This window comes from Microbacterium sp. NPDC012755, from assembly GCF_042901325.1.
Classification (GTDB): domain Bacteria; phylum Actinomycetota; class Actinomycetes; order Actinomycetales; family Microbacteriaceae; genus Microbacterium; species Microbacterium natoriense.
The window spans coordinates 1,532,813-1,559,251 of the sequence record NZ_JBIBCT010000001.1; the positions used below are offsets into that span (position 1 = coordinate 1,532,813).

18 protein-coding genes are annotated in these 26,439 nt (G+C 71.2%); 8 read left to right on the forward strand and 10 right to left on the reverse strand.

The genetic code is table 11. The features are described 5' to 3' along the window. Positions 1-91 precede the first annotated feature (91 nt). The 4 genes from ACFY5A_RS07195 to ACFY5A_RS07210 form a co-directional block, all read right to left on the reverse strand. Positions 92-1,411 carry an MFS transporter gene (locus ACFY5A_RS07195; protein WP_387232708.1) on the reverse strand — a complete coding sequence of 440 codons (1,320 nt, stop codon included), beginning with the start codon at positions 1,409-1,411 and terminating at the stop codon, positions 92-94. Next, positions 1,408-1,941, reverse strand: a complete 534-nt coding sequence (locus ACFY5A_RS07200; RefSeq protein ID WP_387232711.1) for a winged helix-turn-helix transcriptional regulator — start codon at positions 1,939-1,941, stop codon at positions 1,408-1,410. Before ACFY5A_RS07200 ends, ACFY5A_RS07195 begins: the two co-directional genes overlap by 4 nt. Positions 1,942-2,090: 149 nt before the next feature. Beyond that, positions 2,091-3,368 carry a phosphoribosylamine--glycine ligase gene (gene purD / locus ACFY5A_RS07205; protein WP_387232714.1) on the reverse strand — a complete coding sequence of 426 codons (1,278 nt, stop codon included), beginning with the start codon at positions 3,366-3,368 and terminating at the stop codon, positions 2,091-2,093. A gap of 69 nt (positions 3,369-3,437) precedes the next feature. Beyond that, complete coding sequence (locus tag ACFY5A_RS07210; RefSeq protein ID WP_387232717.1) at positions 3,438-4,115, reverse strand: NUDIX hydrolase; 678 nt, start codon at positions 4,113-4,115, stop codon at positions 3,438-3,440. Positions 4,116-4,219: 104 nt separating this feature from the next. Here ACFY5A_RS07210 and ACFY5A_RS07215 point away from each other — a divergent pair, with 104 nt between their 5' ends. After that, positions 4,220-4,591 carry a sterol carrier family protein gene (locus ACFY5A_RS07215; protein ID WP_387232720.1) on the forward strand — a complete coding sequence of 124 codons (372 nt, stop codon included), beginning with the start codon at positions 4,220-4,222 and terminating at the stop codon, positions 4,589-4,591. A 20-nt stretch (positions 4,592-4,611) separates the two neighbouring features. Here the strand turns inward: ACFY5A_RS07215 and ACFY5A_RS07220 are convergent, their stop codons facing one another. From ACFY5A_RS07220 to ACFY5A_RS07230, 3 genes are read right to left on the reverse strand one after another with little or no spacing between them, the layout of a single operon-like run. Continuing rightward, positions 4,612-5,382, reverse strand: coding sequence for a heme ABC transporter ATP-binding protein (locus ACFY5A_RS07220; RefSeq protein WP_387232723.1), 771 nt, complete (start codon positions 5,380-5,382; stop codon positions 4,612-4,614). Then, complete coding sequence (locus ACFY5A_RS07225; RefSeq protein WP_341940512.1) at positions 5,379-6,452, reverse strand: iron ABC transporter permease; 1,074 nt, start codon at positions 6,450-6,452, stop codon at positions 5,379-5,381. The genes ACFY5A_RS07220 and ACFY5A_RS07225 overlap by 4 nt, the downstream gene beginning before the upstream one ends. Continuing rightward, positions 6,449-7,552, reverse strand: coding sequence for a hemin ABC transporter substrate-binding protein (locus ACFY5A_RS07230; RefSeq protein ID WP_387232729.1), 1,104 nt, complete (start codon positions 7,550-7,552; stop codon positions 6,449-6,451). Before ACFY5A_RS07230 ends, ACFY5A_RS07225 begins: the two co-directional genes overlap by 4 nt. Before the next feature lie 162 nt (positions 7,553-7,714). Between ACFY5A_RS07230 and ACFY5A_RS07235 the strand changes: the two genes are divergently transcribed. Next, positions 7,715-10,699 (forward strand): HtaA domain-containing protein, encoded by a 2,985-nt coding sequence (locus tag ACFY5A_RS07235; RefSeq protein ID WP_387232732.1) that lies wholly within the window; start codon positions 7,715-7,717, stop codon positions 10,697-10,699. A 146-nt stretch (positions 10,700-10,845) separates the two neighbouring features. Next, complete coding sequence (locus ACFY5A_RS07240) at positions 10,846-11,160, forward strand: potassium transporter Trk (RefSeq protein ID WP_105676693.1); 315 nt, start codon at positions 10,846-10,848, stop codon at positions 11,158-11,160. Positions 11,161-11,175: 15 nt separating this feature from the next. On the opposite strand, the gene ACFY5A_RS07245 is transcribed toward ACFY5A_RS07240, so the two are convergent. Continuing rightward, positions 11,176-11,799: a zinc-binding alcohol dehydrogenase gene (locus ACFY5A_RS07245; protein ID WP_341940509.1), complete on the reverse strand. Its 624-nt coding sequence runs from the start codon at positions 11,797-11,799 to the stop codon at positions 11,176-11,178. A gap of 82 nt (positions 11,800-11,881) precedes the next feature. On the opposite strand from ACFY5A_RS07245, the gene purM reads away from it, so the two are divergent. Genes purM through ACFY5A_RS07260 form a run of 3 tightly spaced genes read left to right on the forward strand, consistent with a single transcriptional unit; the run spans position 11,882 to position 15,810 of the window. Continuing rightward, the gene (purM, locus tag ACFY5A_RS07250) at positions 11,882-12,991 is read left to right on the forward strand and encodes a phosphoribosylformylglycinamidine cyclo-ligase (protein ID WP_105676696.1); all 1,110 of its coding nucleotides are present in this window, start codon (positions 11,882-11,884) and stop codon (positions 12,989-12,991) included. A 24-nt stretch (positions 12,992-13,015) separates the two neighbouring features. Continuing rightward, positions 13,016-14,488: an amidophosphoribosyltransferase gene (gene purF, locus ACFY5A_RS07255; protein ID WP_105676697.1), complete on the forward strand. Its 1,473-nt coding sequence runs from the start codon at positions 13,016-13,018 to the stop codon at positions 14,486-14,488. Next, on the forward strand, positions 14,488-15,810 hold the full coding sequence (locus ACFY5A_RS07260) for an MFS transporter (protein ID WP_341940508.1): 1,323 nt from the start codon (positions 14,488-14,490) through the stop codon (positions 15,808-15,810). The genes purF and ACFY5A_RS07260 overlap by 1 nt, the downstream gene beginning before the upstream one ends. 12 nt (positions 15,811-15,822) lie before the next feature. Here the strand turns inward: ACFY5A_RS07260 and ACFY5A_RS07265 are convergent, their stop codons facing one another. After that, positions 15,823-16,851 carry a LacI family DNA-binding transcriptional regulator gene (locus ACFY5A_RS07265; RefSeq protein ID WP_341940507.1) on the reverse strand — a complete coding sequence of 343 codons (1,029 nt, stop codon included), beginning with the start codon at positions 16,849-16,851 and terminating at the stop codon, positions 15,823-15,825. Positions 16,852-16,944: 93 nt separating this feature from the next. On the opposite strand from ACFY5A_RS07265, the gene ACFY5A_RS07270 reads away from it, so the two are divergent. After that, positions 16,945-18,759, forward strand: coding sequence for a beta-galactosidase family protein (locus tag ACFY5A_RS07270; protein WP_387232735.1), 1,815 nt, complete (start codon positions 16,945-16,947; stop codon positions 18,757-18,759). Here the strand turns inward: ACFY5A_RS07270 and ACFY5A_RS07275 are convergent. Then, positions 18,746-20,803: an MMPL family transporter gene (locus ACFY5A_RS07275; protein ID WP_387232737.1), complete on the reverse strand. Its 2,058-nt coding sequence runs from the start codon at positions 20,801-20,803 to the stop codon at positions 18,746-18,748. The genes ACFY5A_RS07270 and ACFY5A_RS07275 overlap by 14 nt on opposite strands. Positions 20,804-21,072: 269 nt before the next feature. Between ACFY5A_RS07275 and ACFY5A_RS07280 the strand changes: the two genes are divergently transcribed. After that, a complete protein-coding gene (locus ACFY5A_RS07280) occupies positions 21,073-26,274 on the forward strand; it encodes an endo-alpha-N-acetylgalactosaminidase family protein (RefSeq protein ID WP_387232740.1) in 5,202 nt (1,733 codons plus the stop codon). Positions 26,275-26,439: the final 165 nt, after the last annotated feature.

The following is a 26,439-nucleotide window of genomic DNA, read 5'->3' on the forward strand; positions in this document are numbered from 1 at the left end:
GTTGTGCCCGGGGTGGTGTGGGTGTGGGGTCCGAAGCTGTGCACGGGAGCGGCGGGGTCCGAAGTTGTGCTCGGGTGCGCAGCGGAGCGGGTCAGGGGGTCGTGTCGACCGTCACGGGGTCCGGGGCGGGGGTGGGATGCCGGCGGATCGTGCCGCTCACGAGGGCCGCGACGGCGCACAGGCCGGCGGCGGCGAACCAGGCGATCGTGTACTGGCCGGTGTGGTCGCGGACCATGCCCGCGAGCACCGACGCGATGCCGGCACCCACCTGGTGCGCGGCGAACACCCAGCCGAAGACCAGCGGACCCCGCTCGCCGAAGACCTCGCGGCACAGGGCGATCGTCGGCGGCACGGTCGCGACCCAGTCCAGACCGTAGATCACGATGAACACCACGATGCTGGGCTGCACCGACGCCGACAGCAGGCTCGGCAGGAACAGCAGGCTCACCCCGCGCAGCGCGTAGTACGCCGCGAGCAGGATGCGGGGATTCACCCGGTCGGTCAGCCACCCCGAGAGCACGGTGCCCGCGATGTCGAAGACGCCGACGACGGCGAGGAGACCGGCCGCCGTGGTCGTCGGCATCCCGTGGTCGTGGGCACTGGGGATGAAGTGCGTGCCGATGAGGCCGTTGGTGGTGGCGCCGCAGATCGCGAAGCCGATCGCCAGCGCCCAGAACGTCTTGGTGCGGGCGGCGTCGCGCAGCGTCGTGAGGGCGAGTCGAGCCGCGCCCCAGGCGCTGCCGCGGGGAGCAGGGGCGGATGCCGCGACCGGCGCCGTCTCGCCGTACCGGCCGACGCCGAGGTCGGCCGGTCGATTGCGCAGGAAGATCCACACGAGCGGGACCACGGCGAGAGCGCCTCCTGCGATGATGAGCGACGCCGCACGCCAGCCCACGCCCTCGGCGGTCGCCGCGATGACGGGCAGGAAGATGAGCTGGCCGGTCGCGCTGCCCGCGGTGAGCACGCCGGAGACGAGTCCGCGACGGGTGGCGAACCACGTGTCGGTGATGGTGGCGGCGAAGACGAGGGCCATCGACCCGGTGCCGAGGCCGATCAGCACACCCCACGTCAGGATCAGCTGCGCCGGGGTGGCGACGAAGACGCTGAGCGCGGACCCCGCGCCGATGACCAGCAGCGCGGTGACGGTCACGGCGCGGATGCCGAAGCGCTGCATGAGCGCGGCGGCGAACGGAGCGGTGAGGCCGAACAGCAGGAGGTTGACGGTGACGGCGAGGGAGAGCTCCGCCGTGGTCCACCCGAACTCCTCCTGGAGCGGGAGCATCAGCACGCCGGGGGCGGCGCGGAACCCCGCGGCGCCGATCAGCGCGATCAGGGCGACGAGAGCGACGATCCAGGCGGGGTGGATGCGGCGGCGGGTGCCGGTCGGCTCCTCGACGGACTCGGCGGTCATGCGGCGCTCGATCCGGTGGCCTCGGAGGGGGAGCTCGCCCCGGTGGAGCCGGGCGCCGCGCTCGATCCGGTGAGGGCGAAGGGCTCTCCGCCCATGCTGCGGCGTGACCATCGGGTGCTGTCCGCGTCGAGGGGAGCGGCGCAGACCGCGCACCAGTCGACGGATGCCGCGGTCGCCCCGCACCGGCCGCACGTGACCGTGAGGCCCCACGGCCCATCGGGGTCGGTGACCTGGGTGAAGCGGGCGTAGGCGTGCAGGATCGGAAGCGTGGAGCGTCCGGCATCCGTCATCCGATAGCCGGCGCGCGCCGCCGCGGGGTCTTCGCGCTCGACGAGACCCGCGTCGGTCATGGCCGTGAGTCGCCGCGAGAGCACGGAGTCGGCGGCTCCGGTGGCCGCGCGCAGCTGGTCGAAGCGCGTGCGTCCGGAGAACATCTCGCGCAGGATCAGCAGCACCCACGGGTCGGCGAGCACGTCGGCGGAGTGGGCGATCGGGCAGGTCGCCGAGGACCAGTCGGAGCGGAGCGGCATCCGCTAACTTTCTTGAAGAAAGCCAGGGCTGTCAAGAGTGAGCGTGCGGGAGTTCGGAGAATGGCAGGAATCTCGGACGATCAGGCAGGAATCCTCCGAGAAACGCGCGATCATCCGAAGAACGGATGCCGCGGCACGGCGCCGCGCGCCTACTCCGCGACGCGGGCGGCGATGTCGGTGCGGTAGTGCGACCCGTCGAGGGAGATCTTCGCGATCGCCTCGTAGGCGCGGGTGCGCGCGGTGCGGAAGTCGGATGCCACGGCGACGACGTTCAGCACCCGGCCACCCGTCGCGACGAGCGAGCCCCCGGGGGCGTCGGGGCTGGCGGTCGCGGCGTGCACGAGGCGAACGCCCTCGACGGCCGAAGCATCCGCCAGACCCTCGATCGGACGCCCGGTCTGCGGCGCCTCGGGGTAGCCCTCGCTCGCGAGGACGACGGTGATCGCGACGTCGTCGCTGAAGACGGGCTCCGGCTGGTCCTCCAGGGTGCCGGATGCCGCGGCGAACAGCAGCTCCGACAGCGGGGTGACCAGGCGCGGCAGCACGATCTGCGTCTCGGGGTCGCCGAACCGCGCGTTGAACTCGATCACGCGCACGCCGGCGGGCGTGAGGATGAGGCCCGCGTAGAGCAGTCCGATGAACGGCGTGCCCTCGGCATCCAGCCGGCGGATGACGGGAAGGGCCACGTCGCGCGTGACCTCCTCGACGAAGGCGCGCTCGCTGCCGAACTGCTCATCGAGCCAGGGCAGCGGCGAGTACGCGCCCATGCCGCCCGTGTTGGGGCCCTCGTCGCCGTCGAGAGCACGCTTGAAGTCCTGCGCGGGGCTGAGCGCGCGCACGGTGTCGCCGTCGCTGAGGAAGAACAGCGAGACCTCGGGGCCCGACAGGAACTCCTCCACGAGCACGGGGCCGGAGGGCAGGTAGTGCTCCGCGTGCGCGAGCGCCTCGGCGCGGTCGGAGGTCACGATGACGCCCTTGCCGGCGGCGAGACCGTCGGCCTTGACGACGTGCGGGGCGCCGAGCTCGTCGAATGCGGCCTGGACCTCGGCGACGGTGGCGGCGCGCACGGCGCGGCCGGTGGGGACGCCCGCGGCATCCATGATCCGCTTCGCGAACGACTTCGACCCCTCGAGCTGGGCCGCCGCCCTGCCCGGTCCGAACACGGGGATGCCGTGCGCGCGGAGCACGTCGGCGACGCCGGCGACCAGCGGGGCCTCAGGCCCCACGACGACGAGGTCGACCGCGTGCTCGTTGGCGAACGCGGTCACCGCGGCGCCGTCGAGCGGGTCCACCATGACAGGGGTCGCGTCCTGCGCGATGCCGGCGTTGCCTGGGGCGACGAAGATCTCGTGCTCCGTCGGCTCGGCCCGCAGGGCGAGGATGATCGCGTGCTCACGGGCACCGGAACCGAGGACGAGAATCTTCACCCGTCCAGACTACCGAGGCCGCGCGTCCGGATTTCGGCCCGGTGCGGCTCAAGCCCCCGAGCGGGTGGCTCAGACCGTGACGGGCCGCTCGACCGTGGGGTCCCAGGGGATGGTCCAGCCGGTGGCGTCGAACAGCGCGTCCAGGACCATAGCGGTGAAGCCCCACACGATCGTGCCGTCCACGTCGAACGCCGGGCCCTTCCACGTGCGGCCCATGCGGCTGATCGTCGACGTGAAGCGGATGTCAGGGTCGAGCAGGTGCGCGACGGGCACGCGGAACACCTCGACGGTCTCGGCGTGATCGACCGCGACGACCCGCGACGGCGACCTCCACCAGCCGAGCACGGGGGTCACGAGGTGGTTGCTCGCGGCGAGGGGCAGCTCCGTCAGTGTCGCGAGCACCTCGACGCCTGCCGGGTCGAGCCCGGTCTCCTCCTCGGCTTCGCGCAGCGCAGTGGCGACGGCATCCGCGTCCTGCTCCTCCCTGCGCCCGCCGGGGAACGACACCTGGCCGGGGTGCGACGAAAGGGTCGCCGCACGTCGCTGCAGCAGCACGTCGAGGTCGGCCGCCACCGTCAGCTCGTCGGTGCGGGCGGGGATGCTGTCGAGCATGCCGAACAGCACCAGGACGGATGCCGCGTGCGCGCCGTCGTCGGTCGGAGGGAACGGCGCCGCCCAGCGCGCGCTGCGCTGCGCTGCCGCGATCAGCTCGGCGCGCGCCCCGTGCAGGGTCTCGTTCGGAGTCATCGCTTCGAGCCTAAGCCTGCGGGCAGGGACGGGGCGCGGATCTTGTGCGCTCCCGACAAGCGCCGGCCCCGCCGAGCGGGGCCCCCGCCGCGTACCCTGATCCCATGCCCCCGAAGAGGATCGACATCATCGACGGACGTGCGGCGCTCGCCGCCGTCGGCGCCGCGGATGCCGCGGGTGAGAAGCCGCCGCGCACCGCCCTGGCGACGGCCGTGCGCTATCTGCTGCAGCTGCTCGACGAGAAGGCGCCGGGAGGCACCGTGGAGGTGCGCGTCCCGCCCTTCGGCGCCGTGCAGGTCATCCAGGGGCCGCGGCACACGCGCGGGACCCCGCCGAACGTGGTCGAGATGGACGCCGCCACCTGGATCGCCGTCGCGACCGGGACGGAGCGATGGGCGGATGCCGCGGCATCCGGTCGTGTCCAGGCATCCGGCACCCGCGCCGACCTGGCCGAGGTGCTGCCCCTGCGTCCCTGACCCGGTCGCACCCGCCCGGTTCAGCGCCGCGCCACCACCAGGGGAATCCCCGTCGAGGGGTGGGGGAAGACGTCGACCGGCTGCCCGTAGACCTGCTCGATCCTGGCGGCGGTGAGCACTTCGGACGGTATGCCGGATGCCGCCACCCGTCCGTTCGAGAGGAGGGTGACGCGGTCGGCGTGGGCGAGGGCCGCGTTCAGATCGTGCAGCACGATCGCCACCGCCGCGCCATCGGCGGCCTGCTCGCGGATCAGGCGCATCACGTCTTCATGGTGCTTGAGGTCGAGGGCGGCGGTCGGCTCGTCGAGGAGCAGGATGCCGGTGCGCTGAGCGAGCACGCGTGAGAGGGCCACCCGAGCGCGCTCGCCGCCGGAGAGCGACGTCACGGCGCGGAGGGCCAGGGGCAGGACCTCGGTCGCCGTCATCGCGGCGATCACGATGTCGTCGTCCTCGGCGGACGAGGGCGTGCGCGCCCACGGCGCCCGCCCCATCCGCACCACCTGCTCGACGGTGAAGGGGAAGGTCACCGCGTTCTCCTGCAGCAGCACGGCGCGCTGTCTGGCCAGCTCCTGCGCACGGATGCCGCCGAGCGGGCGTCCGTCGAGCGCCACCGCTCCCGCGGCGGAGACGTCACCGGCGAGCACGCCGAACAGCGTCGACTTGCCCGCCCCGTTGGGCCCGACCAGCGCGTGCACCTCGCCAGCCCTGACGTCGATCGCGGCGTCGTCGAGGATGGTCCGCCCCTCGCCCACGCGCACCGTGATGCCGGTGCCGCTGAGACGCACGGTCATGCCCAACCTCCCGAGCGCCGTCGGGTGCGCACCAGCAACCAGAGGAAGAACGGGCCGCCGACGAGCGCCGTGATCATGCCGATCGGAAGGTCGGCGAGAGGTACGGCGGTGCGCGCGACGAGGTCGGCCAGCGAGATCAGCAGCGCCCCGCCGAACGCCGATGCGATCACGAGGGGCAGGTGCGCGGGGCCGATGATCATGCGCATGAGGTGCGGCACGACGAGTCCGGCGAACCCGATGATCCCCGCGAAGGCCACGGCCGCGCACACGAGAACGGCGACGGTCACGATCACCACGATCCGCAGCAGCTCGACGTTGAGGCCGAGGTGCCTGGCCGTGCGCTCGCCGAGTGCGAAGAGGTCGAGGCCCGGTGCGACGACGAGCGCGACGATCACGCCGACGGCGACCAGCGGGGCGACGAGCGCCGAGTGCGACCACAGCGCGCCGTTGAGCGACCCGAGCTGCCAGAAGACGATCTGCTCGCGCGTCGACGTCGTGCCGAGGAACGTCAGGAAGGCCATCCCGGCGCCGGCGATCGCGTTGATCGCGATGCCGGTCAGGAGCAGCGTGACGACCTCGGTGCGCCCGCCGGATCGGCTGATGAGGTAGACCGCCATCACGGCGACGAGCCCGCCGAGGAATGCGAACGCCGGTGTCGTCCACATCCCGAACGACGCGAGCCCGAGGGTGATGCTCGCCGCGGCGCCCAGGGCCGCGCCGGAGGAGACGCCGACGACTCCGGCATCCGCCAGCGGGTTGCCGAAGATCGCCTGCATGAGCACCCCGGAGACGGCGAGGGCGGCGCCGACGAGCAGGCCGAGCACGAGGCGGGGGAGTCGGATGCTGTAGATGACGCCGTAGTCCGTGGCGCTGTCGGGAGCCCACGCGGTGTCGATGCCGATGCCGTGCAGGAGCACCCCGACGAGGCCCGACGGCGACAGCTGGTACTGACCGCTCGTGATCGACGCGACGCACGTGAGGACGAGGGCCGCGATCAGCCCGATCAGCACGAGCGCGAACCGCAGGCCCCGGTGCGTCGTCGGCGTCGGGGTGACGACCTCTCCGGTCACTTCGTCGTCTCGGGGGCGTAGAGGGCGCGGGCGATCGCGAGGACGACGTCGGCGGAGCGCGGGCCGAAGCTGAGCACCTCGGTGTCGGCCATGTCGATCACTCGGCGGTGGGCGCCGGCCGGGGTCTGGGCGACGGCGGGGATGCGTTCGATGAGGCCATCGACGCCGCCGACCGACTCCAGTCCGTCGGTCATCATGACGATCACATCGGGCTGCGCCTCGACGAGCGCCTCCGCCGTCATCGGCTTCATGCCCTGCCAGCCGATCTCGCCCGCGACGTCGATCCCGCCGACCGCGTCGATGAGCGAATCGGCGCCCGAGTCCTCACCGAAGATGTAGTAGACGTTCGCGCTGCCGCGCACGTAGAGGAACAGCATCCGCGCCCGGTCGGATTCCGCAGCGGGGGTCACCTCGGCGATCTCGGTGATCGCGTCGTCGAGTCCGGCGTCGAGGCGCTCGATCAGGGCGTTCCCGCGGCTGGGGACGCCGAGCGCCGCGGCGATCTCCGTGACGAGCTCGTCGGTGGTGTCGAGCCTGCGGTCGCTGGAGATCACGACGACCGCGATGCCGGCGTCGCGCAGCTGCTGCCTGACCTCCTTCGGGCCGATCGTGGTGTCGGTGAGGACCACGGTGGGCGCCAGCTCGAGGATGGCCTCGGCGTTGAGGGTGTGGCCCGACTTCGTGACGACGGGCAGTTCCTCCGTGCCGGGGAAGTCGGTGGACGAGTCGCGTCCGACGACGCGGTCGCCGAGGCCGAGGGCGAACACGGTCGATGAGATCGTGCCGGAGATGTCGATGGGCAGGATGCGGTCCGCATCCGTCACGGTGACTTCGCGCCCCTCGCTGTCGGTCACCGTCACGGGGAGCTTCGGGGCGGTCTCGTCGGAGACCGGTTCGATGGCGTGGCTGGGAAGGCAGGCGGTCGACTGCCCCTTCGCGGTGCGCACGTCCTTCACGAGGTCGAGCGAGGCCAGGGGTACGGATGCCGCGGGGCAGTCGTCCTGTGAGACCGCGGGGGAGGCCGGTGCTCCGGCGCCGTCGCAGGCGGAGAGGCCGAAGGCGAGCGTGGAGACCAGGAGGACGACGAGAGTACGACGCATTAGGCAAGGCTAACCTAAAAGTTGACGCGCCCTGCGACGTCCGTCTACTGTCGGAGATGATGCGACTTAGCTAAGCCTAACCAACATCTACCCTTCCCGCCCGACTGCACAGCGGCACCGCCGGCGCGTGTGCCCGCGCGCCCCGGAGTCCGGAGAGAATCCGTGAACGACACAGCCCCAGCCCCCACGGCGAGCACGCGCCTCCGCGCAGGCCTCGCCGCCCTGATATCGCTCTTCCTCATCGTCGCCGGACTCGCGGCCGCGCAGCCTGCGCTCGCCGCCGACGGGATCGTCTCCGTCAGCGTCGGCTCGGCGGACTCCAGCGGCGTCTCCGTGCAGGTGCAGGCCTCGGGCCTCCCCGCCGATGCCACGGGAGCGTATGCGGCGCTGATCGTGACGGGAACCGAAGGAGGGCTGACAGGAGGCGGCGGGTACGCGGCGTTCACGATGCCGGTCGTCACGACCGGCGCCAGCGCGTTCACGCTGACCGCATCCGCCGACACGCTCGACCGCACCCAGACCTACGAGGTGCTCGTCTGGGCGAAGCACTCCAACCCCGACGCGACGACGATCTACGGCCGCGGCGCCGTCAGCATCAGCGGCGCGCAGTGGGATGCCGTCTTCGGCCCCGTTCCTGGAACCGATCCGGGCACTGACCCCGGGACCGATCCCGGTACCGATCCGGGCACTGACCCCGGCACCGAGCCGGGCACCGACCCGGGTACGACGGCTCCGGCATCTCCGTCTCTCTCGGTGTTCCTCGCCGACGGTGTCACCCCGGCGACCGGTGTCGCGCTCAAGGCAGGTGACAGGGTCGTCGTGAAGGGCACAGGGTATGACCCGACGGCGAACGTGGGTGGTCGTGGGGCGCCGATTCCGTCGACGCTGCCGCAGGGCACGTATGTGGTGTTCGGGAACTTCGCCGCGACCTGGCAGCCGTCGAAGGGTGCGGCATCCGCGACCCGTTCGGTGGGGACGCAGGCGTGGGCGCTCGCCGAGAGCGTGCTGAATCAGGTGCCCGCTCAGTACCAGCCGACGATCCGGGCGCAGTGGGCCGACATCTCCGCCGACGGGTCGTTCCAGGCGACGCTGACGCTGAAGGACACGCCCGCGACCCCGGGCTCGTACGGTGTCTACACGTACGGCGCGGGCGGTGTCGTCAACGCCGACCAGGAGCGCAGCGTCGCCCTCGACTACGGCCTCGCCTCCTCGCTCTCGACGAGCGTGAAGAGCGCGACGGCGGCTGACGGTCTGACCGTCACGGCATCCGGATCCCGACTCGGCGACGTCACCGGCGCCTACGCCGCGCTGATCGAGGCGGGCACCGAGGCCGAGGTCACGGCCGGCGGCGGATTCCTCGCGATGCAGTGGGTGCAGAAGATCACCGCCGGGGCCTTCTCCGTCGACCTCACGGCGAAGGCCGCCGAGCTCGACCCGGCGAAGACCTACGAGGTGATCGTGTGGCGGCAGCACTCGGTGCCGTCGGCAGCGACGATCTTCGCGCGCTCCACGGTCGCGATCAGTCCCGAGCAGTGGAAGGCTCTCACCCAGCCGGAGCCCGAGACCCCGACCACCCCGACCACGCCGCCGACCACCGTCCCCGGTGGCGCGCTGAAGTGGGCCGTCTCCTCCTCCTTCACGAGCTACATCACCGGTCCGATCGCCCAGGGTGCGATCGAGGTGTCGGGTGGAGCCACCCGCTCCGGCGGCCAGTTCCAGTTCGGTCAGGCGACGGGCAGCACCTACGACCAGGGCACCGGCCTCGGCACGGTCTCGTACGTCGGCGCCGTGCGGTTCACCGGGCACCACGGCGTGCTCGACGTGACGGTCTCGCAGCCGCAGATCCGGATCACCTCGGCCGATGCCGCGACGCTCTTCGTGACCAGCGGGGGCACGCAGGTCGCCTTCGCGACGCTCGACCTCTCACGGGCGGCGCGGATCTCCGCGAACGGCGCTGTCACGTACAGTGCGGCGCCCGCGGCGCTCACGTCCGCTGGGCGTGACCAGGTGCTCGCCGGCTACACGACCGCCCTCGACCCCGTGACGTTCACGATCGGATCGGCCGCGGCCGCACCGGCCGGGACCACCGGGACCGTCGCCGCCGCCGCGGTGGTCAAGGCCAAGCCGCTCCCGCAGACCCCGCCGGCGTCGACCGGGATCGACATCAGCGCCGACGACCTCGCCGCGCTCCAGGCCGGCGAGGAGGCAACGATCTCGGCATCCGGGTTCCGATCGGGCGAGACCGGCATCAAGGTGGTCGTGTACTCGACTCCGGTCGTGCTCGGCACCGTGACGGCGGATGCCGCGGGCATCGCCTCGTGGACCGGAACCCTCCCGGCCACCCTCGCCGACGGCGACCACACCCTCACGCTGCAGGGCTCGGTCGACCGCGGGCTGGCATTCACCCTGGCCAGGACGACGGCGGCGATCGGCGCGTGCACCGTCGAGGGCGCCACCCTGAACTGGGGCTACAAGGAGTCGTTCCGCACCTACATCGAGGGCATCGCCAGGGGCGGGTGGACACTCACCGACGTGGCGTACGAGTACCCGCAGTTCGTGTGGGCGAACGGCACGGGGACCTTCGACGGGGAGAGCGGCGCCGGCCTCATCGGCTACGGCGGCGGCATCGCCTTCACCGGTCACGACGGCGCGCTGAACACGACGCTGTCGAACGCCAGGGTCGAGCTCGCCGGATCCACCGGCTACCTCGTGTTCGACATCGCGGGCACCACGCAGTCCGGGGAGGTCGTCGATCAGCAGGGCGTTCGCCTCGCGGAGTTCGCGGTGCCGGATGCCGCGCTCGCCGACGGGGTGATCACGCTTGACGCCGTGCCCACCACCCTCACCGACGCCGGAGCCGCCGCGTTCGGCACCTACGCGGCCGGCGAGGAGCTCGACCCGGTGAGCGCCGTCATCCCCGTGGGCGCCGACTGCGGCTCCGCGCCCGTCGCCCCGGAGAAGAGCGAGTCGGAGGGCAGTGCGGCGGCGACCGCGGTCACGGCTGTCCCTGATGTGCAGGGGGCGCCGGTGTGGGCCTGGATCGTCGGCGGTCTGGTGCTCGTCGTACTGATCGCCGGAGGCGGCGTACTGATCGCCCGTCGCGGCAAGGGCGAGACCGCGGCCGTCGAGGCCTCCGCCGACGCCTGAGCGCCGCGAGTCGCCCTCCTCGCCCGCGCGGGGAGGGCGACTCGCGTCGGCATCCGGCTCCTCGGCCCGTGCGGCTCCGACGGAGGCGCCGCGACGGCACGGAGAAGGGGGCGAGCACCACGGCCCCGCGGTGGGACAATGGATGCATGGCCCCCAGCGAATCCGAGCAGACCGTCGAAGCGACCGTGCGCCGCGTGCCGCGCTACGGCGTGTTCATGGGCATCGGCGTCGTCGTCGGCGTGATCGTCGCGGGCATCCTCACGTTCGCGGGCAGCTTCCAGCCCTCGGAGGCCCTCGACGTCGTCTACCCTCCCGGCCAGGTCTTCGGATTCCTGCTGCTGTGGACCGCGCCGATCGGCCTCGCCCTCGGCGGCGTCGCCGGTCTCATCGCGGAGCGGGTCGCGCGCCGCAGAGACCGGGTGGTCCGCGTCGAGCGCGAGACCATCATCGAGAACGACTGACCCGAGACCCTCGCCTCAGGCGAGTTCGGCGATGATCGGCCGGATCGCCCCGTCGAAGGCGACCACGTCGCGCCGCAGACCGTCGGTCACGGCGACGGACAGCGCGCCGATCCACCAGATGCCCCGCTGCGAGAGCGGCAGCACCTGCACGTTCAGCTCGAACGAGTGCGCGCGGCGCCCCACCTCGCGCTCGAACTCGGCGATGGCGCTGGCGTACGCCCGGTAGGAGTCTCCGCCGGTGCCCGGCTTGCCCGCCGAGGGGCCGTGCAGCGACGAGACGTAGCGGTCGTGCGCCGATCTGGCGTAGTCGAGGGCGGATGCCGCGAACGGCGTGATCGCCGCGGTGAGCTCCTCGGCGCCGGTCGCGGGGAGCGCGACGAGCGTGTCGAACCCGTCGACGAGCTCGAGCGGGACGCCGGAGTGATGCGCGCGCGGCTCGACGGTCATGTCCCAGTAGTCCCGCCACTGCGATTCGACGAGCGGAGCGGCGTCGACCGCATCCGGGGCGCGCACCGGCAGATCCCGCAGGCTGGGCAGGTCGGAGGGCGTGCGGATGCCGAGGGACTGCCGCAGCGCGAGCGCGACGAGCACCGGCACGCTCGCGTCTTCGCGGATCAGCCACTGCGGCTTGTCGGACATGGCCCCATCGTATGGGGAGAGTGCGGCATCCGCTCTTCGTCTTCCGGAGTTCGGGGGTCGCGGCTGACGGTAGGATCGAGGGGTGGCTGCCTCCCCCACCAATCCCTATTCCGAAGCCGGCGTCGATACCGCTGCAGGCGATCTCGCCGTCGAGCTGATGAAGTCCTCCGTGCGCGCGACGCACGGACCCGAAGTGCTCGGCGGTGTCGGCGGATTCGCCGGCCTCTTCGACGCCAGCGCGCTGCTCGGCTATCGCCGGCCCCTGCTGGCCAGCAGCACAGACGGCGTCGGCACCAAGGTCGCGATCGCCCAGGCGATCGACAAGCACGACACGATCGGGCAGGACCTGGTCGGCATGGTCGTCGACGACATCGTCGTGGTGGGCGCCAAGCCGCTCTTCATGACCGACTACATCGCGTGCGGCAAGGTCGTGCCGCAGCGCATCGCCGACATCGTGCGCGGCATCGCCGAGGCCTGCTCCGCCACGGGCACCGCGCTCGTCGGCGGCGAGACGGCAGAGCACCCCGGTCTGCTCGGACCGCGCGACTACGACGTCGCGGGCGCTGCGACCGGTGTGGTCGAGGCCGACGCCATCCTCGGCGCCGAGCGCGTGCAGGACGGCGATGTCGTCCTCGCCGTGCAGTCCAGCGGCCTGCACTCCAACGGCTACTCCCTGGTGCGCCACATCGTCACCGGCGCCGGCATCAGCTACGCCGACACCGCGGCCGACTTCGGCACCACCTGGGGCGAAGCGCTCCTGGAGCCGACGCGCCTCTACACGCTCCCGCTGCTGCGCCTCATCGACGCGCTCGGCGGCGGCGTCCACGCGCTCAGCCATGTCACCGGCGGCGGCATCGCGGCGAACCTCGCGCGCGTGCTCCCGCAGGGCACCTGGGCGGAGGTCGACCGCGGCACGTGGTCGCCCAGCCCCGTCTTCCGCGTGCTCAGCGACATCGCCGGCTCCACGCTCGAGTCGGCGGAGGGCACCTGGAACCTCGGCATCGGCTTCCTCGCGGTGATCGCGCAGGACAAGAAGGATGCCGCCATCGCTGCGCTCGCCGCAGAGGGCATGCCCGCCTGGCAGGTCGCGACCGTGGGCTTCGGCGCGCGTCCGGCCGGCGAGTTCGAACAGGGCGCCAAGGGCGTCGACGGCGGAGCGGTGCGCCTCGTGGGCGCCTACTCCTCCCACTGAAGAAACGGATGAAATAACCACCCCATGTGCGGCATCGTCGGAATGGTCGGAACGGCCCCGGTCAACCAGGACATCTACGACGCTCTCCTCCTGCTGCAGCACCGCGGCCAGGACGCGACGGGCATCGCCACCGCAGAGTCGAACGGCGTCATGCACAACGCGAAGGCGCAGGGGATGGTGCGCGAGGCGTTCCGCACCCGCGACATGCGCGCGCTCCTCGGCAACGTCGGCCTCGGCCACGTGCGCTACGCGACGAAGGGCACGGCGTCGAACGAGGAGGAGATGCAGCCGTTCTACGTGAACGCGCCCTACGGCATCATCCTCATCCACAACGGCAACCTCACGAACACGCGCGAGCTGACGGCCGACATGGCCCAGCGCGACCGCCGCCACCTGAACTCCTCCAGCGACACCGAGCTGCTGCTCAACGTACTCGCCGGCGAACTGCAGAACACCACCTCGACGGTCGACCTCGACCCGGAGCGCGTGTTCGAGGCCGTCGAGCGCACCCACGAGCGCATCGAGGGCGCGTACGCCGTGATCGCCGTGATCGCCGGCTACGGTCTGCTCGCGTTCCGTGACCCCTTCGGCATCCGTCCGCTGATCCTCGGTCGCCGTCCGTCCACCGTGGAGGGCGCGGAGGGCCGCGACGAATGGGTCGTCGCCAGCGAGTCGCTCGTGCTCGAGAACGGCGACTACGAGGTCGTCCGCGAGGTCGAGCCCGGCGAGGCCGTGTTCATCACGAACGACGGCGAGCTGTTCTCCCGGCAGTGCGCGCAGAACCCGACCCTGGCGCCCTGTGCGTTCGAGTACGTCTACCTCGCGCGTCCGGACTCGGTCATGAACGGCATCTCGGTCTACGAGTCGCGCCTGCGCATGGGCGACCGCCTCGCCGACACGATCGCCAAGCACGTGCCGATGGACAAGATCGACGTCGTCATGCCGATCCCCGACTCGTCGCGCCCCGCCGCGATGGAGGTCGCCCGCAAGCTCGGCATCGAGTACCGCGAGGGCTTCTACAAGAACCGCTACGTCGGCCGCACCTTCATCATGCCCGGCCAGGCGGTGCGCAAGAAGAGCGTGCGGCAGAAGCTGAACGCCATGTCGACCGAGTTCCAGGGCAAGAACGTCCTGCTGATCGACGACTCGATCGTCCGGGGAACGACGTCGAAGGAGATCATCCAGATGGCCAGGGATGCCGGCGCGAGCTCGGTGACCTTTGCCTCCGCGGCGCCTCCGGTGCGGCATCCGCACGTCTACGGAATCAACATGCCGTCGCGTCAGGAGCTCATCGCGCACGGCCGCACGATCCCCGAGATCGCCGAGGTGCTCGGCTGCGACCACCTCGTGTACCAGGAGGTCGACGACCTCAAGGCCGCGATCACGGAGGGCTCGGCGGTGACCGAGCTCGACATGAGCTGCTTCGACGGACGCTACGTGACCGGCACCGTGTCGGACGAGTACCTCGCGTGGGTGGAGGGGTCGCAGACCTCTTGATGACCGGATCCCTGGGTACGCCTGCGAGCCGGCCGCTCTGGGAGGGTCGGGCACTGGCCCTGCTCGGGATCGTGCTCGTCGCGTTCTCGCTGCGATCCGCGGTCGCGTCGCTGTCTCCGGTGATCGACCACATCGCACGGGACTTCCCGATGTCGCCCGTCGTCGTCGGTCTGATCGGCGCCGCGCCTCCGGTGTGCTTCGCGATCTTCGGCATCGTGACCCCGCTGTTCGAGCGTCGCTTCGGGCTGGAGCGGGTCGCGGTGTTCGCGATCGGGCTGATGGCCGCCGGGCTCCTGCTGCGCGGTTTCGCGGTGGACTCGACGACGCTGCTCGCCGCGACCGCCGTGGTGTTCGCCGGCGTCGGCTCGGGCAACGTGCTGCTCCCGCCACTGGTGAAGAAGTACTTCCCCGACCGTCTCGGCGTCATGATGACGGTCTACTCGACCACGATGGCGGTCTCGACCTTCCTGCCGCCGCTGGTGGCCGTGCCGATCGCCGACACGCTCGGCTGGCGCGTGTCGCTCGGCATCTGGGGCGGTTTCGCCGCGGTCGCGCTCATCCCGTGGATCACGATGCTCGTCACGAACCGCACGACCCCGGATGTGGCGGAGGAGCCCGCTGGCGACCGGCCGGCGATCGTCCGCGAGGCGTCGGCGCAGGATGCCGTGGCCGTCGCGACCGGCCCCATCACCACGGCGTCGGCGAACCCGCGGATCTTCGGCAGGCTGTGGCGGCTGCCGCTGGCCTGGGCGCTCGCGGTCGTGTTCGCGGCATCCTCGTCGATGGCGTACGCGTCGTTCGCCTGGATGCCGACGATGCTCGTCGACATCGGCGGCGTCACTCCGGCGACGGCGGGCTTCCTGCTGTCGGCGTTCGCGCTCGTCGGCCTGCCCTGCTCGATGCTCGTGCCGATCCTCGTGGTGCGGTATCAGGCCACCAGGCCGCTGTTCTTCTTCGCGGTCGGCGCGGGGCTCGTCGGCCTCGCCGGCCTCCTGCTCTTCCCGACCGCGGCCCTCGCGCTGTGGGTCATGATCTTCGGACTGACCGCGATCATGTTCCCGCTGAGCCTGGTGCTGCTGAGCATCCGCGCCCGAACTCCCGAGAGCGCCGTGGCCCTCAGCGGCTTCGTGCAGAGCCTCGGCTACGGCGTGGCCGCGCTGTTCCCCCTGACGATCGGCCTGCTGCACGAGACGACAGGAGGGTGGCAGGTTCCGCTGCTGCTCCTCGCCGGCGCGCTCGTCGTCGCGTGCCCGTTCGGCTGGATCGCCGGACGTCGTCGCACGATCGAGGACGAGTGGGAGCGCCGGTACGGGCGCTGGTGACGGTGCGCCCGGTCAGGCGCGCGGCGGAGCGGTCGACGACCTGACGACGAGCTGCGGATCGGTGGACGGCATGTCCCCGATCGCGTCGTGCCCCTCGATCTGCGCGATCAGGCGCAGTGCGGCGGCGCGGCCCATGTCCTCGAACGGCTGACGCACGGTCGTGAGGGCGGGGGAGGCGTAGGCCGCGAGGGCGATGTCGTCGACGCTGACCACGGAGACGTCCTCCGGCACGCTGCGGCCCGCTTCGTGCAGGGCGCGGATGAGGCCGAAGGCCATCTCGTCGCTGGACACGAAGACCGCGGTGACCTCGGGGATCGCCGCGATCGTGCGGCCGGCGCGGTAGCCGGACTCTGGGGTCCAGTCGGCGGGGATCACGGGCGGAGGGACGATGCCGCGGTCGCGGAGCGTCTGCTCCCAGGCCTCGCTGCGCTGCTGCGTCTCGGTCCAGTAGTCGTCGCCGGACACGTGCCACACGGTCTCGTGGCCGAGGTCGAGCAGGTGCTCGACGGCGAGCCTGGCGATGGCGCGCTGGTCGACGGCGAGGGGAGCGTCCTCGTCGAGCGAGGTGCGCTCGCTGCGCGTGGCCGGAGTGCGCTCCATGCGCATCCGCATGGCGGGGGTCTCCAGCTCGACGGGCACGCCGAGGATGATGCCCTCGGCGCCCTGCCGCTCCAGCCGGTCGAACGCCTCGAGGAAGGCCTCGGTCGATGCGTGGTCGGCGACGGCGGCGGTCGACACGGTGTAGCCGTTGGCGGCGGCGGCCTGCTGGATGCCGACGCCGAGCGCCGCGGAGGAGTAGCGGTCGGTCGACACGACGATCACGCCGAGCACGCGGGTGCGCCCGGATGCGAGGGATGCCGCGGCGGCGTGCACACGGTAGCCGAGCTCGTCGACGGCGGCGAGAACCCGTCGGGCGGTGTCGGCCCGCACGTTGTCCTGGCCGGACATCACGCGGGACACGGTCTGCGTCGAGACGCCCGCGAGCTTGGCGACATCGACCTGACTCGGGGCCCTGTCTTCCTGGTGACGGCGAGGTGACATGTCTCAATGGTAGCGATCAATCGGCGGAATCTCAGTAACTCAGGCGGGTCATGATGCGATAATGTGAACGCAAACACTCGTCTTTGGAGCGCTATGTCCGACCTTCTCGCCGCCGCTGTCGACGGCCCGACCGCGACTCTCGCCGACCCGGCGCCCGCGGCACCCTCCTCCGGTCCCGCCCTGTCCTGGCGCGCCGGTGAGCTCATCCGCCGGGGTGCGCCTCACCGCATCCTGTCCGGCGCGATCCACTACTTCCGCGTCCACCCCGACCAGTGGGAGGACCGCCTCCGCCGACTCGCGGCGATGGGCGCGAACACCGTCGACACCTACGTCGCCTGGAACTTCCACGAGCGCACCGAGGGCGATGTGCGGTTCGACGGCTGGCGCGACATCGAGCGCTTCATCCGCCTCGCCGGCGAGGTCGGCCTCGACGTGTTCGTGCGGCCCAGCCCCTACATCTGCGCCGAGTGGTCGAACGGCGGCATCCCGTTCTGGCTCTCCGGTCGGGTGGACGCCCTGCGCACCAGCGACCCCGCGTACCTCGCGGCGGTGGACGCCTGGTACGACGAGCTCATCCCGCGACTGGCCCCTCTGCAGGCGGCGCACGGCGGGCCGATCGTCGCGGTGCAGATCGAGAACGAGTACGGCTCCTTCGGCAGCGACGCGGCCCACCTCGTGCACCTGCGCGACGGACTGCGCGCGCGCGGCATCGTCGAGATGCTCACGACGGCCGACGGCATCACGTCCGACATGATCGAGCACGGCAGCGTCCCTGGAGCCATGACGACCTTCACCTTCGGCACCGGTGTGGCGAAGGCGGTCGAGCTGCGCCGCGGCGACGAGGCGCTGATGTGCAGCGAGCTCTGGGGCGGCTGGTTCGACCACTGGGGCGAACGGCACCACGTCCGCTCCGCGGCCAGCATGGGCGGCACCGTGGGCGATCTGCTCGCCGAGGGCGGCTCGGTCAGCCTGTACATGGCCCACGGCGGCACGAACTTCGGGCTGTGGAACGGCGCGAACCACGACCGGGTGCTGCAGCCGACCGTCACCAGCTATGACTCCGACGCCCCGATCGGCGAGGACGGCACGCTGAACGACAAGTTCCATGCGCTGCGCGCGATGCTCGCCCCCTTCCACGACGGCGAGCTGCCGGAGATCCCCGCGGACCCGCGACGCCAGGCCGCGGCATCCGCCCCGCTCGTCCCCGTGCGCTCTCTTCTCGACGTCGTGCGCGCGCTTCCGGTGACCGGAGGCTCGACGCCGATGCCGCGCACGTTCGAACAGCTCGGCGCCGAAGACGGCCTGGTCGTCTACGAGGCTCCCGTGTCGTTCCCCGCGGATGCGACGCTCACGATCGACGGGCTGCACGACCGCGCCACGGTCTTCCTCGATGACGCGCGGCTCGGCACCCTCGACCGCGATGCGCAGACGTCGCTCGCGCTTCCGGCAGCCGGCGGTCGCGGCGTGCTCACGATCATCGTCGAGAGCCTCGGCCGCATCAACTACGGCCCCCGCACGGGCGAGGGCAAGGGCATCATGGGGTCCGTCATGGTCGGACGCCGCTTCGTGAACGGCTGGACCCACCGCATCGTGCCGCAGGGGGCTCCGGATGCCGCGTCCGGAACCCCCTCCGCCGACGGAGTGGCCGTGGCCCGCCTCGACGTCGCCGAACCTCTCGACGCGTGGCTCGCCTTCCCCGGCGGCTCGAAGGGCATGGTGTGGCTGAACGGCTTCCTGCTCGGCCGCTACTGGAAGATCGGTCCGCAGGAGACGCTGTACGCGCCGGCGCCGCTCTGGCGCGAGGGGGCCAACGAGGTCGTGGTGCTCGATCTCGACGGCCTGGGTGCGGCCGTCGAGATCCGCGAGCAGCCGTCGTTCGGCCCGCCGGAGGAGTTCATCGGCTCCTGACCGCAGGCCGCCCCGGCCACCAGATGCGGTCGCCCACGAGGGCGAAGATCGCCGGGACGATCACGGTCCGCACGACGAGCGTGTCGACCACCACACCGACGCCCACGATCAGCCCGAGCTGACCGAGGGTGACGAGCGGCAGCACGCCGAGGGCGGCGAACACGGCGGCGAGCACGATCCCGGCGCTCGTGATCACGCCTCCGGTGTGGGCGATCGCCTCGACCATGCCGTCGCGGGTGCCGTGGACGGACGCCTCGGCGCGCGCACGGTGCACGAGGAAGATCGTGTAGTCGATGCCGAGAGCGACGAGGAACAGGAACGCGAGGAGCGGCACCTGCAGATCGAGCGCGGGCTGCCCGAAGAGCACCCGGCTCAGCCAGGCTCCGGCGCCGATCGCGGCGAGGGCGCTCGCGACGTTCACGAGGAGCAGCAGCACGGGGGCGATGACGGAGCGGAGGAGGATCAGCAGCACCACCACGCTCACGGTGAGCACCAGCGGGGCGATCAGCAGGAGGTCGCGCTGTCCGCCCTCTCTGGCGTCCAGATCGGTGGCTACCGCACCGCCGACCACCGCGTCGGCGCCGTCCACGGCGTGCACCGCGTCGCGCAGTGCGGCGATCTGATCCAGGCTCTGCGTGGTGCTCGGGCCGTACTCGCTGATGACCCTGATCTTCGTCAGCGAGCCGTCATCCGTGGTCCCCGCGGGGTTCACGCGCACCACGCCGTCGACGCCCTCCGCCGCGGCGATGACGGCGTCGGCCTCGTCGCTGTGCGAGACGATGAGGATCGGCTGGGCCTCCCCCGGCGCGAAGTGCGCGGAGAGCACCTCGAGTCCCGTCGCCGACTCGGACTGCACGCGGAACCTGTCGAGCTGGTCGAGCCCGACCGCCGTGCCGAAGAGGCCGGCCGCCATGACCGCGAGCAGGGCGACTCCCGACAGGAGGCTCACCACGGGGCGCCGCACGACCTGTGTCGCCGCCCGTCGCCAGCCGCCGCCGTGGCGGACGGCCGCTCCTGGACGAGGGACGAAGGGCCAGAACACCCCGCGACCGCAGACGGCCAGCAGCGGCGGCAGGAGGAAAAGCACGGAGCCGAGGGCGATGAGCAGCCCGATCGCCGAGGTGATGCCGAGGCCGTGCGTGCCGGGGATCACCGCGAGCACCAGGGTCAGCAGCGCCAGCACGACGGTCGCGTTCGAGGCGACGATCGCCGGGGCGGACTTGCGCCAGGCGGTGCTCAGCGCCTGGCGGTGGTCGTCGGAGAGCAAGAGCTCCTCGCGGTAGCGCGAGATGAGCAGCAGCGCGTAGTTCGTGCCCGCGCCGAACACGAGCACGCTGATGATGCCGGCGTCGAACTGCAGGTCCCACAGGGATGCCGCCGCCGCGGTCATGCGTCCGGCCAGGCCGTCCGCGAGCGCGACGACGACCAGCGGGATCAGCCACAGCACCGGCGAGCGGTAGGTGACGATCAGCAGCACGGCGACGATGAGGATCGTCACGAGCAGGAGGGTGAAGTCGGCTCCCTCGAACGAGGAGGCGACGTCGGCCCCGAAGGCCGGGCCTCCCGTGACCTGCAGGCTCATCCCTTCGAGCGTCTCTCCGGCGATGGCGGTGCGCAGGGCGTCGATCGTCTCTGCCGTCTCCGCATTCGTGTCGCCGACGAGGATCGGTGTCGCGATCACGGCGGCCTTGCCGTCGTCGCTCACCATCGGGCCCGTCGGTTCGGCGTCGGCATGCGGCTCGAGCACCGGGAGGAGGTTCTCCAGATCGTCGATGTCGGTGTCGGTGAGCGCGCGTCCGTCGTCGCGTGACGCGACCACCAGCACCGACTGCCGGTCGGCGTCAGGGAACCGGTCGAGGAGCGCCGCCGCCTCGGACGACTCCGATGCGGCGGGCGCCTGGGCGTTGCCCCCTGGCGCCTTCGCCGAGCCGAACGCGCCGAAGAGCAGGGTCATGATGAGGAGGACGAGCCCCAGGGAGATCCAGGCCCCTCGTCGTGAGGTCAGACGGTCGGAGAGGCGCTGGCGCGCGGAGGAGTCGGTCATGTCCTCCACTCCACAGGGGCGGGAGAGCGGCGACATCGCGAGGACGGTTGACGACGTTCTCCGTCGAACGATGGATGCCGTGCGAGCCCCGACGTGCGGGGCGGCCGATGTCGATCGTGTAAATGTTTGCGCTCGCGTCCCCGGAAAGTATTGAAATATCAATACGTGCTCCCATAGAGTGATTGCGCAAACATCGTGCGAGCGATGACTCCACCCTGGCGCATCGGAGCGTCTTTCTCTCCGAGCACCTCCCGTTCGAGAGGTAAGACGTGTCGACTCATACCCGACCACCCCGCGCGACGCGCGCGGTCAGCTCACTGCTGACCAGCGTGCTCGTCTTCGGCGGAGTCGCCGTGCAGGCGATTCCCGCACAGGCAGCCGACCTGATCCCCGTGCCCAAGACCGAGTACCGCCTGGCGGCGGTGTCCAGCGAGTCGGACGCGTACCCTGCGCCCCCTGCTCTCGACGGCACCGCCCTCGGGGCATTCGACGGCGACTACGCCACGCAGTGGGTCTCGCGGTACACGGTCCCGGCCCCTGCTCCGCACTGGCTGGCGATCGACCTGCAGCGGTCGATCTCCGTGAAGGCGCTGGACTACTCGGGCAAGAAGGGCCAGCGCATCGACGCGAAGAACGTCGAGGTGTACGTCACAGACGACGCGTCCGTCGCGACGACCTCGCCGAAGGACGGCGGGTGGGGTGCGGCCGTGGGGACGGCGACCCTGCACGCCCCCACCGCCAACACCGAGAAGCAGCGCATCGAGCTCGCGACGGCGAAGACCGGGCGCTACGTCGCCCTCGTCGTGCTCGACGCGCAGGACCCCGCGGGCAACGGCGGCGGCGCCGGCGAGATCGAGGTCCTCTCCGACCAGGCCCTTCCGCCGATCGTCACCGACCCCGGCACCCCGCCGGCTGGAGCGACCGTGCAGATCGCGAACGGCGGCACCACGGCCACCGTGTCGAAGACCTTCCCGCAGATCCTGGGGTACGCGGTCGGCGGCTCGTCGATCGGCGGCCAGCGCACGTCGGGCGGCAAGTGGGCCGTCAACGGCACCTCCTACGCCTCGACGACCACGGCGACGTCGACGGCATCCGGCATCGACTACGTCTCGGTCTTGACCGGTGTCGACGTGACGGTGCGCAGCAGCATCCGCGTCGCCGCTGACGGCACCGTCTCCTTCGCGGTCACGGGCGTCGACGGCACCGCGCCGGTCACGACCCTCGGCCTGCCCGACAACGCGTTCCTGTCGACCAGCGCATCGGATGCCGGCTCGATGCTCGACCGTACCGTGATCAGCCCCGACAGCACGAAGAACGCCGATGAGCACATCGCTCTGAGCGGCACGACGGCGACGGGGCAGAAGGGCGCGTCCTTCGCGTTCCTCGGCAACGGCGAGGTCGTCGGCAGCGTCATCACCAACGCCACCACGCAGGCATCAGGCAGCACCCCCTCGTGGAACAGCCGCCTCCTCACCCGCGTGACGGAGGCCGACGGGCGCACGGCCGAGATCGGCTCGAACACGTGGCTGATCCACCCGACGACCGCGGTCGACGGCCGCGTCACCACATACGAGCTGCCGAAGGTCACCGTGCTGTTCGCGGGCGACCGCAACGGCGACGGAGCGGTCGACTGGCAGGACGCCGGCATCCGCTACCGCGAGGTCGACACCCCGCGCCTCGGGGCCGACAGGGTCGCGGAGCGCGTCGTCAGCCGCATCCCGTTCAACTTCGCCTCCAGTGCGACGAACTACTTCGACCTCACGCTCGACAACACCAAGCGCATCGCGAACCAGACCGACGGCCTGGGGCAGTGGGTGCTCAACAAGGGCTTCGGCAGCGAGGGCCACGACTCGGCCAACACCGACTACGGCGACAACTTCAACGAGCGCGCCGGCGGCGTGGGCGACCTCAACCACCTCGTCGACGAGGGCGCGAAGCTCAACGCCGACATGAGCGTGCACGTCAACGCGACCGAGATGTACCCGCAGGCGAACGCCTTCGACTCGGCCATCATCGACGGCGCCGCCCCCTACAAGCCGGGCTGGAACTGGCTCGACCAGTCGTACTACATCAATCAGCAGGCCGACCTCGGCTCGGGCCGCGTGCTCGACCGGTTCCAGCAGCTGCGCGACGAGGTCCCCGGCCTCAGCGGCGTCTACATCGACGTCTACTTCTCCAACGGCTGGGTCGCCGAGGAACTCGCCGACGAGCTGCACGGCATGGGCCTCGAGGTCGCGACCGAGTGGGGCGACAAGTTCGTCGACAACACGGTCTGGTCGCACTGGCCCAACGACCTCAGCTATGGCGGAGTGACCAACAAGGGCATCAACTCCACGATGGTGCGCTTCATCCAGAACGGGCAGGCCGACATCTGGAACAACGACGCCCTCCTCGGCCAGCAGCGCCTGGTCGACGCCGAGGGCTGGGTCGGCAACCAGAACTGGGACGGCTTCATCGACAACGTCTGGACCCAGAGCCTGCCGACGAAGTTCATCCAGCACTTCGATCTGCTCAGCTACACGGCCGGGCAGGCCGCGACGCTGACCGACGACGTGAAGATCTCGATGGACGGCAGCACGCGCGTCATCACGATGGACGGCGCCACGGTGCTCCGCGGCGACTCCTACCTGCTGCCGTGGCAGTCGCTGGCCTCCAACGCGGATGCCGGATCCCCGGTGGATGCCGACAAGATGTACTTCTACTCCGCATCGGGCGGGGAGAAGACGTTCGGCCTCACCGACGCCTTCAGCGGCAACACCGCCTTCGACGTCTTCACTCTGGGCGACCAGGGCCGCGTCAAGGTCGGCACGGTGAACGCGGTCGGCGGAAAGCTCACCATCAGCGGCGACAAGGGCGTGGCCTACGTCGTCGTGCCTCAGGGCGGAGCGCAGCGCGCCGCGGTGACGTACCACGACGCGGGCCTCGACGACCCCGGCTTCAACTCCGGTTCGCTCGACGTCTGGCACCCGAGCGGCGATGTGACCCTGGCCCGCACGAACGAGGGCACGGCCAAGAACAAGTCGCGCGGAGACAACATCGCGGTCTTCGGTGCGGCGGCCTCGTCGATCAGCCAGACCGTGACCGGGCTCACCCCCGGCCAGCGCTACTCGTTCTCCGCGCAGGTGCAGATCGACCCGACGGCGACGCGTGACGTCACCGTGGCGGTCGACACCGGTGCCGGAGCCGTGCAGCGCACCTGGAACCTCTCCCCGACGTTCAACTACACCGCTGCGGACTCGAAGGCAGGGCAGTACTACCAGCGCGGCACGGCATCGTTCCTCGCTCCGGCCTCCGGCCAGGTGACGGTCTCGGTGTCTGCGGCCGCGGGTGACGCGAAGGTGCGGATCGACAACGCGCGCATCATGACCGACACCACGGCTCCCGCAGCCGCGGGCACCGTCTACTCGAACGACTTCGAGGGCAACCAGGCCGGCTGGGGGCCGTTCGTGAAGGGGAGCTCCGGCGGCATCAACGACCCCCGCACGAGCATCTCCCGCCGTCACGACCCGTACACGAGCAGCGACTGGCGCAACACGGCATCCCCGTTCGCCCCCGGCGGTGCGCTCGCGGGTCTCGCGGTCGACTCGACCCTGACCGGTGAGCACTCGCTCATGTCGCACTCGGAGAACAACGGCATCGTCTACCGGACCGACCCCACGCTCGTGCCGCTGCAGGCCGGGCACACGTACCGCATCGGCTTCGACTACCAGGCGGGAGCGAGCGGCGCCTACCGCTGGCTCACCGGCACGGATGTCGTCGCGGGCGGCGAGGTCGCCTCGACCACGCTGAGCCGCACGCCGATCGCCCAGGCGCTGGAGACCACGGCGTTCAGCCAGGACGTGATCGTCGGATGCGGCGACTACACCTGGGTCGGACTCGAGCGCACGGGCGGACCCGACGTCGACTTCGTGCTCGACGACTTCACGGTCACCGACCTCGGACCGACCGCGGGCGGCACGCCGTGCGCGACGGTCTCCGGCGGCACCGCCGTGCTGAGCCCCGGAGCGCAGGCAACGTTCACCACGACCTTCACGAACAGCGAGGCGCTGACCGCCGAGAACATCGGCGTGCAGCTCGCGCTGCCCGAGGGGTACACGGTCGAGGTGGCCGACGGCTCGTCGAACCTGTTCGACGAGGTCGCCCCCGGCGCGAGCGTCGAGACGACCTGGCTGATCACGGCGCCCGCCGCGGCGGCCGGCTCCGCGGTCGACATCGGCATCTCGGCGACGTACCTCGTCGACTGCGACGTGCGCACCGTGTCGACCGTGCAGCAGACCTCGGTCGCGTCACGTGCTCGCATCCCGAACGCGCAGATCACGGCATCCGCGAACTCCGAGGAGACCGAGGGCGAGGACGGAAAGGCCGCGAACATGCTCGACGGCGAGGCCGGCACCTTCTGGCACAGCCGCTGGAGCGCGAACGCCACGTCGTACCCGCACGTGGTGACCTTCGACCTCGGCAGCGCCGAGCAGGTCGACGGCATCTCGTACCTGCGTCGCGGAGCCAACCAGAACGGCCCCATCAAGGGCTTCCAGGTGGCGGTCTCGACCGACGGCGCGACGTTCACAGACGTCGCCACGGGGGAGTGGAAGAACGTCGCCGACTGGCAGGACGTCGACTTCGCCTCCGTGTCGGCACGGTACGTCAGGGTCACCGCGACCTCGTCGATCTCGGGAACGCAGTTCGCCGCGATCGCCGAGATGGCGATCTACGGCACGCCCGCGCCGAAGGACGGCCACGCCCCGAAGGCGCGTCCGGCCGACGACCTGGGCGAGTGCACCCCCGCGACCGACCCGGCGCTCGCTCTCGACGCCGATTCGGTGCGGGCGGGAGAGACGGTCGGGGCCACTCTGACCGGCTTCGCCCCGTCTTCGACCGTGTCGTTCTGGCTCGACGGCGTGAAGATCGCGGATGCCGCGGTCGACGCCGACGGAGCGCTCACCACCCCGCTGCTGATCCCTGCGGATGCCGCAGTCGGGAAGCACCGCGTCATCGTGAAGGACGGCTCCGGAGCCGAGCTCGCGAGCGCGGAGCTGAAGGTCAAGAAGGCCAAGCCGGCCAAGGACCCGAAGGTCACCCCGTCGGTCGGGACGGTGCGCTCCGGCGGCACGCTGACCGTGCAGCTGGGCGGATTCGAGCCCGGTCAGCTCGTGCAGCTGTGGCTGCACTCCGAGCCGGTCAAGGTCGGCGAGGCGACGGTGTCCGATGACGGCGAGGCGGTGCTGTCGATCACGGTTCCCGCCTCGACCCCGGCGGGCGCCCACACGCTCGTCGCGACGGATGCCGAGGGCGTCGAACTCGCATCGGCCGGGCTGGCGGTCACGTCCGCGCCCGGTGCGGGCACGGGCTCCGGGGCGGGTCTCGCCACGACGGGAGCCGATGGTTCGCTGTGGTCGGCCGTGGCGGCATCCGCTCTGGGTCTGCTGGCCCTCGGTGCGGTGCTGTGGACGAGGCGGCGTCGGCTGAGCTGACCCGCAGATCCGCAGCACGACGCGGCCCGGAGGACGATTCCTCCGGGCCGCGTCGTGCGTTCCGTTCCGTCCCGTCTCGTCCCGCTCCCGCTCCCGTCCCGTCCTGTCCCGCGTCGCGCGAAGATGGATCAGAAATGCCGCTGGGGATGGCCCGGCGGATGCACT

What these genes read in the sequence shown, in the direction of transcription:
- ACFY5A_RS07195 (WP_387232708.1), bottom strand. Translation starts at nt 1,411, where the DNA reads ATGACCGCCGAGTCCGTCGAGGAGCCGACCGGCACCCGCCGCCGCATC.
- ACFY5A_RS07200 (WP_387232711.1), bottom strand. Translation starts at nt 1,941, where the DNA reads ATGCCGCTCCGCTCCGACTGGTCCTCGGCGACCTGCCCGATCGCCCAC.
- ACFY5A_RS07210 (WP_387232717.1), bottom strand. Translation starts at nt 4,115, where the DNA reads ATGACTCCGAACGAGACCCTGCACGGGGCGCGCGCCGAGCTGATCGCG.
- ACFY5A_RS07215 (WP_387232720.1), top strand. Translation starts at nt 4,220, where the DNA reads ATGCCCCCGAAGAGGATCGACATCATCGACGGACGTGCGGCGCTCGCC.
- ACFY5A_RS07220 (WP_387232723.1), bottom strand. Translation starts at nt 5,382, where the DNA reads ATGACCGTGCGTCTCAGCGGCACCGGCATCACGGTGCGCGTGGGCGAG.
- ACFY5A_RS07230 (WP_387232729.1), bottom strand. Translation starts at nt 7,552, where the DNA reads ATGCGTCGTACTCTCGTCGTCCTCCTGGTCTCCACGCTCGCCTTCGGC.
- ACFY5A_RS07240 (WP_105676693.1), top strand. Translation starts at nt 10,846, where the DNA reads ATGGCCCCCAGCGAATCCGAGCAGACCGTCGAAGCGACCGTGCGCCGC.
- ACFY5A_RS07245 (WP_341940509.1), bottom strand. Translation starts at nt 11,799, where the DNA reads ATGTCCGACAAGCCGCAGTGGCTGATCCGCGAAGACGCGAGCGTGCCG.
- purF (WP_105676697.1), top strand. Translation starts at nt 13,016, where the DNA reads ATGTGCGGCATCGTCGGAATGGTCGGAACGGCCCCGGTCAACCAGGAC.
- ACFY5A_RS07260 (WP_341940508.1), top strand. Translation starts at nt 14,488, where the DNA reads ATGACCGGATCCCTGGGTACGCCTGCGAGCCGGCCGCTCTGGGAGGGT.
- ACFY5A_RS07265 (WP_341940507.1), bottom strand. Translation starts at nt 16,851, where the DNA reads ATGTCACCTCGCCGTCACCAGGAAGACAGGGCCCCGAGTCAGGTCGAT.
- ACFY5A_RS07270 (WP_387232735.1), top strand. Translation starts at nt 16,945, where the DNA reads ATGTCCGACCTTCTCGCCGCCGCTGTCGACGGCCCGACCGCGACTCTC.
- ACFY5A_RS07275 (WP_387232737.1), bottom strand. Translation starts at nt 20,803, where the DNA reads ATGACCGACTCCTCCGCGCGCCAGCGCCTCTCCGACCGTCTGACCTCA.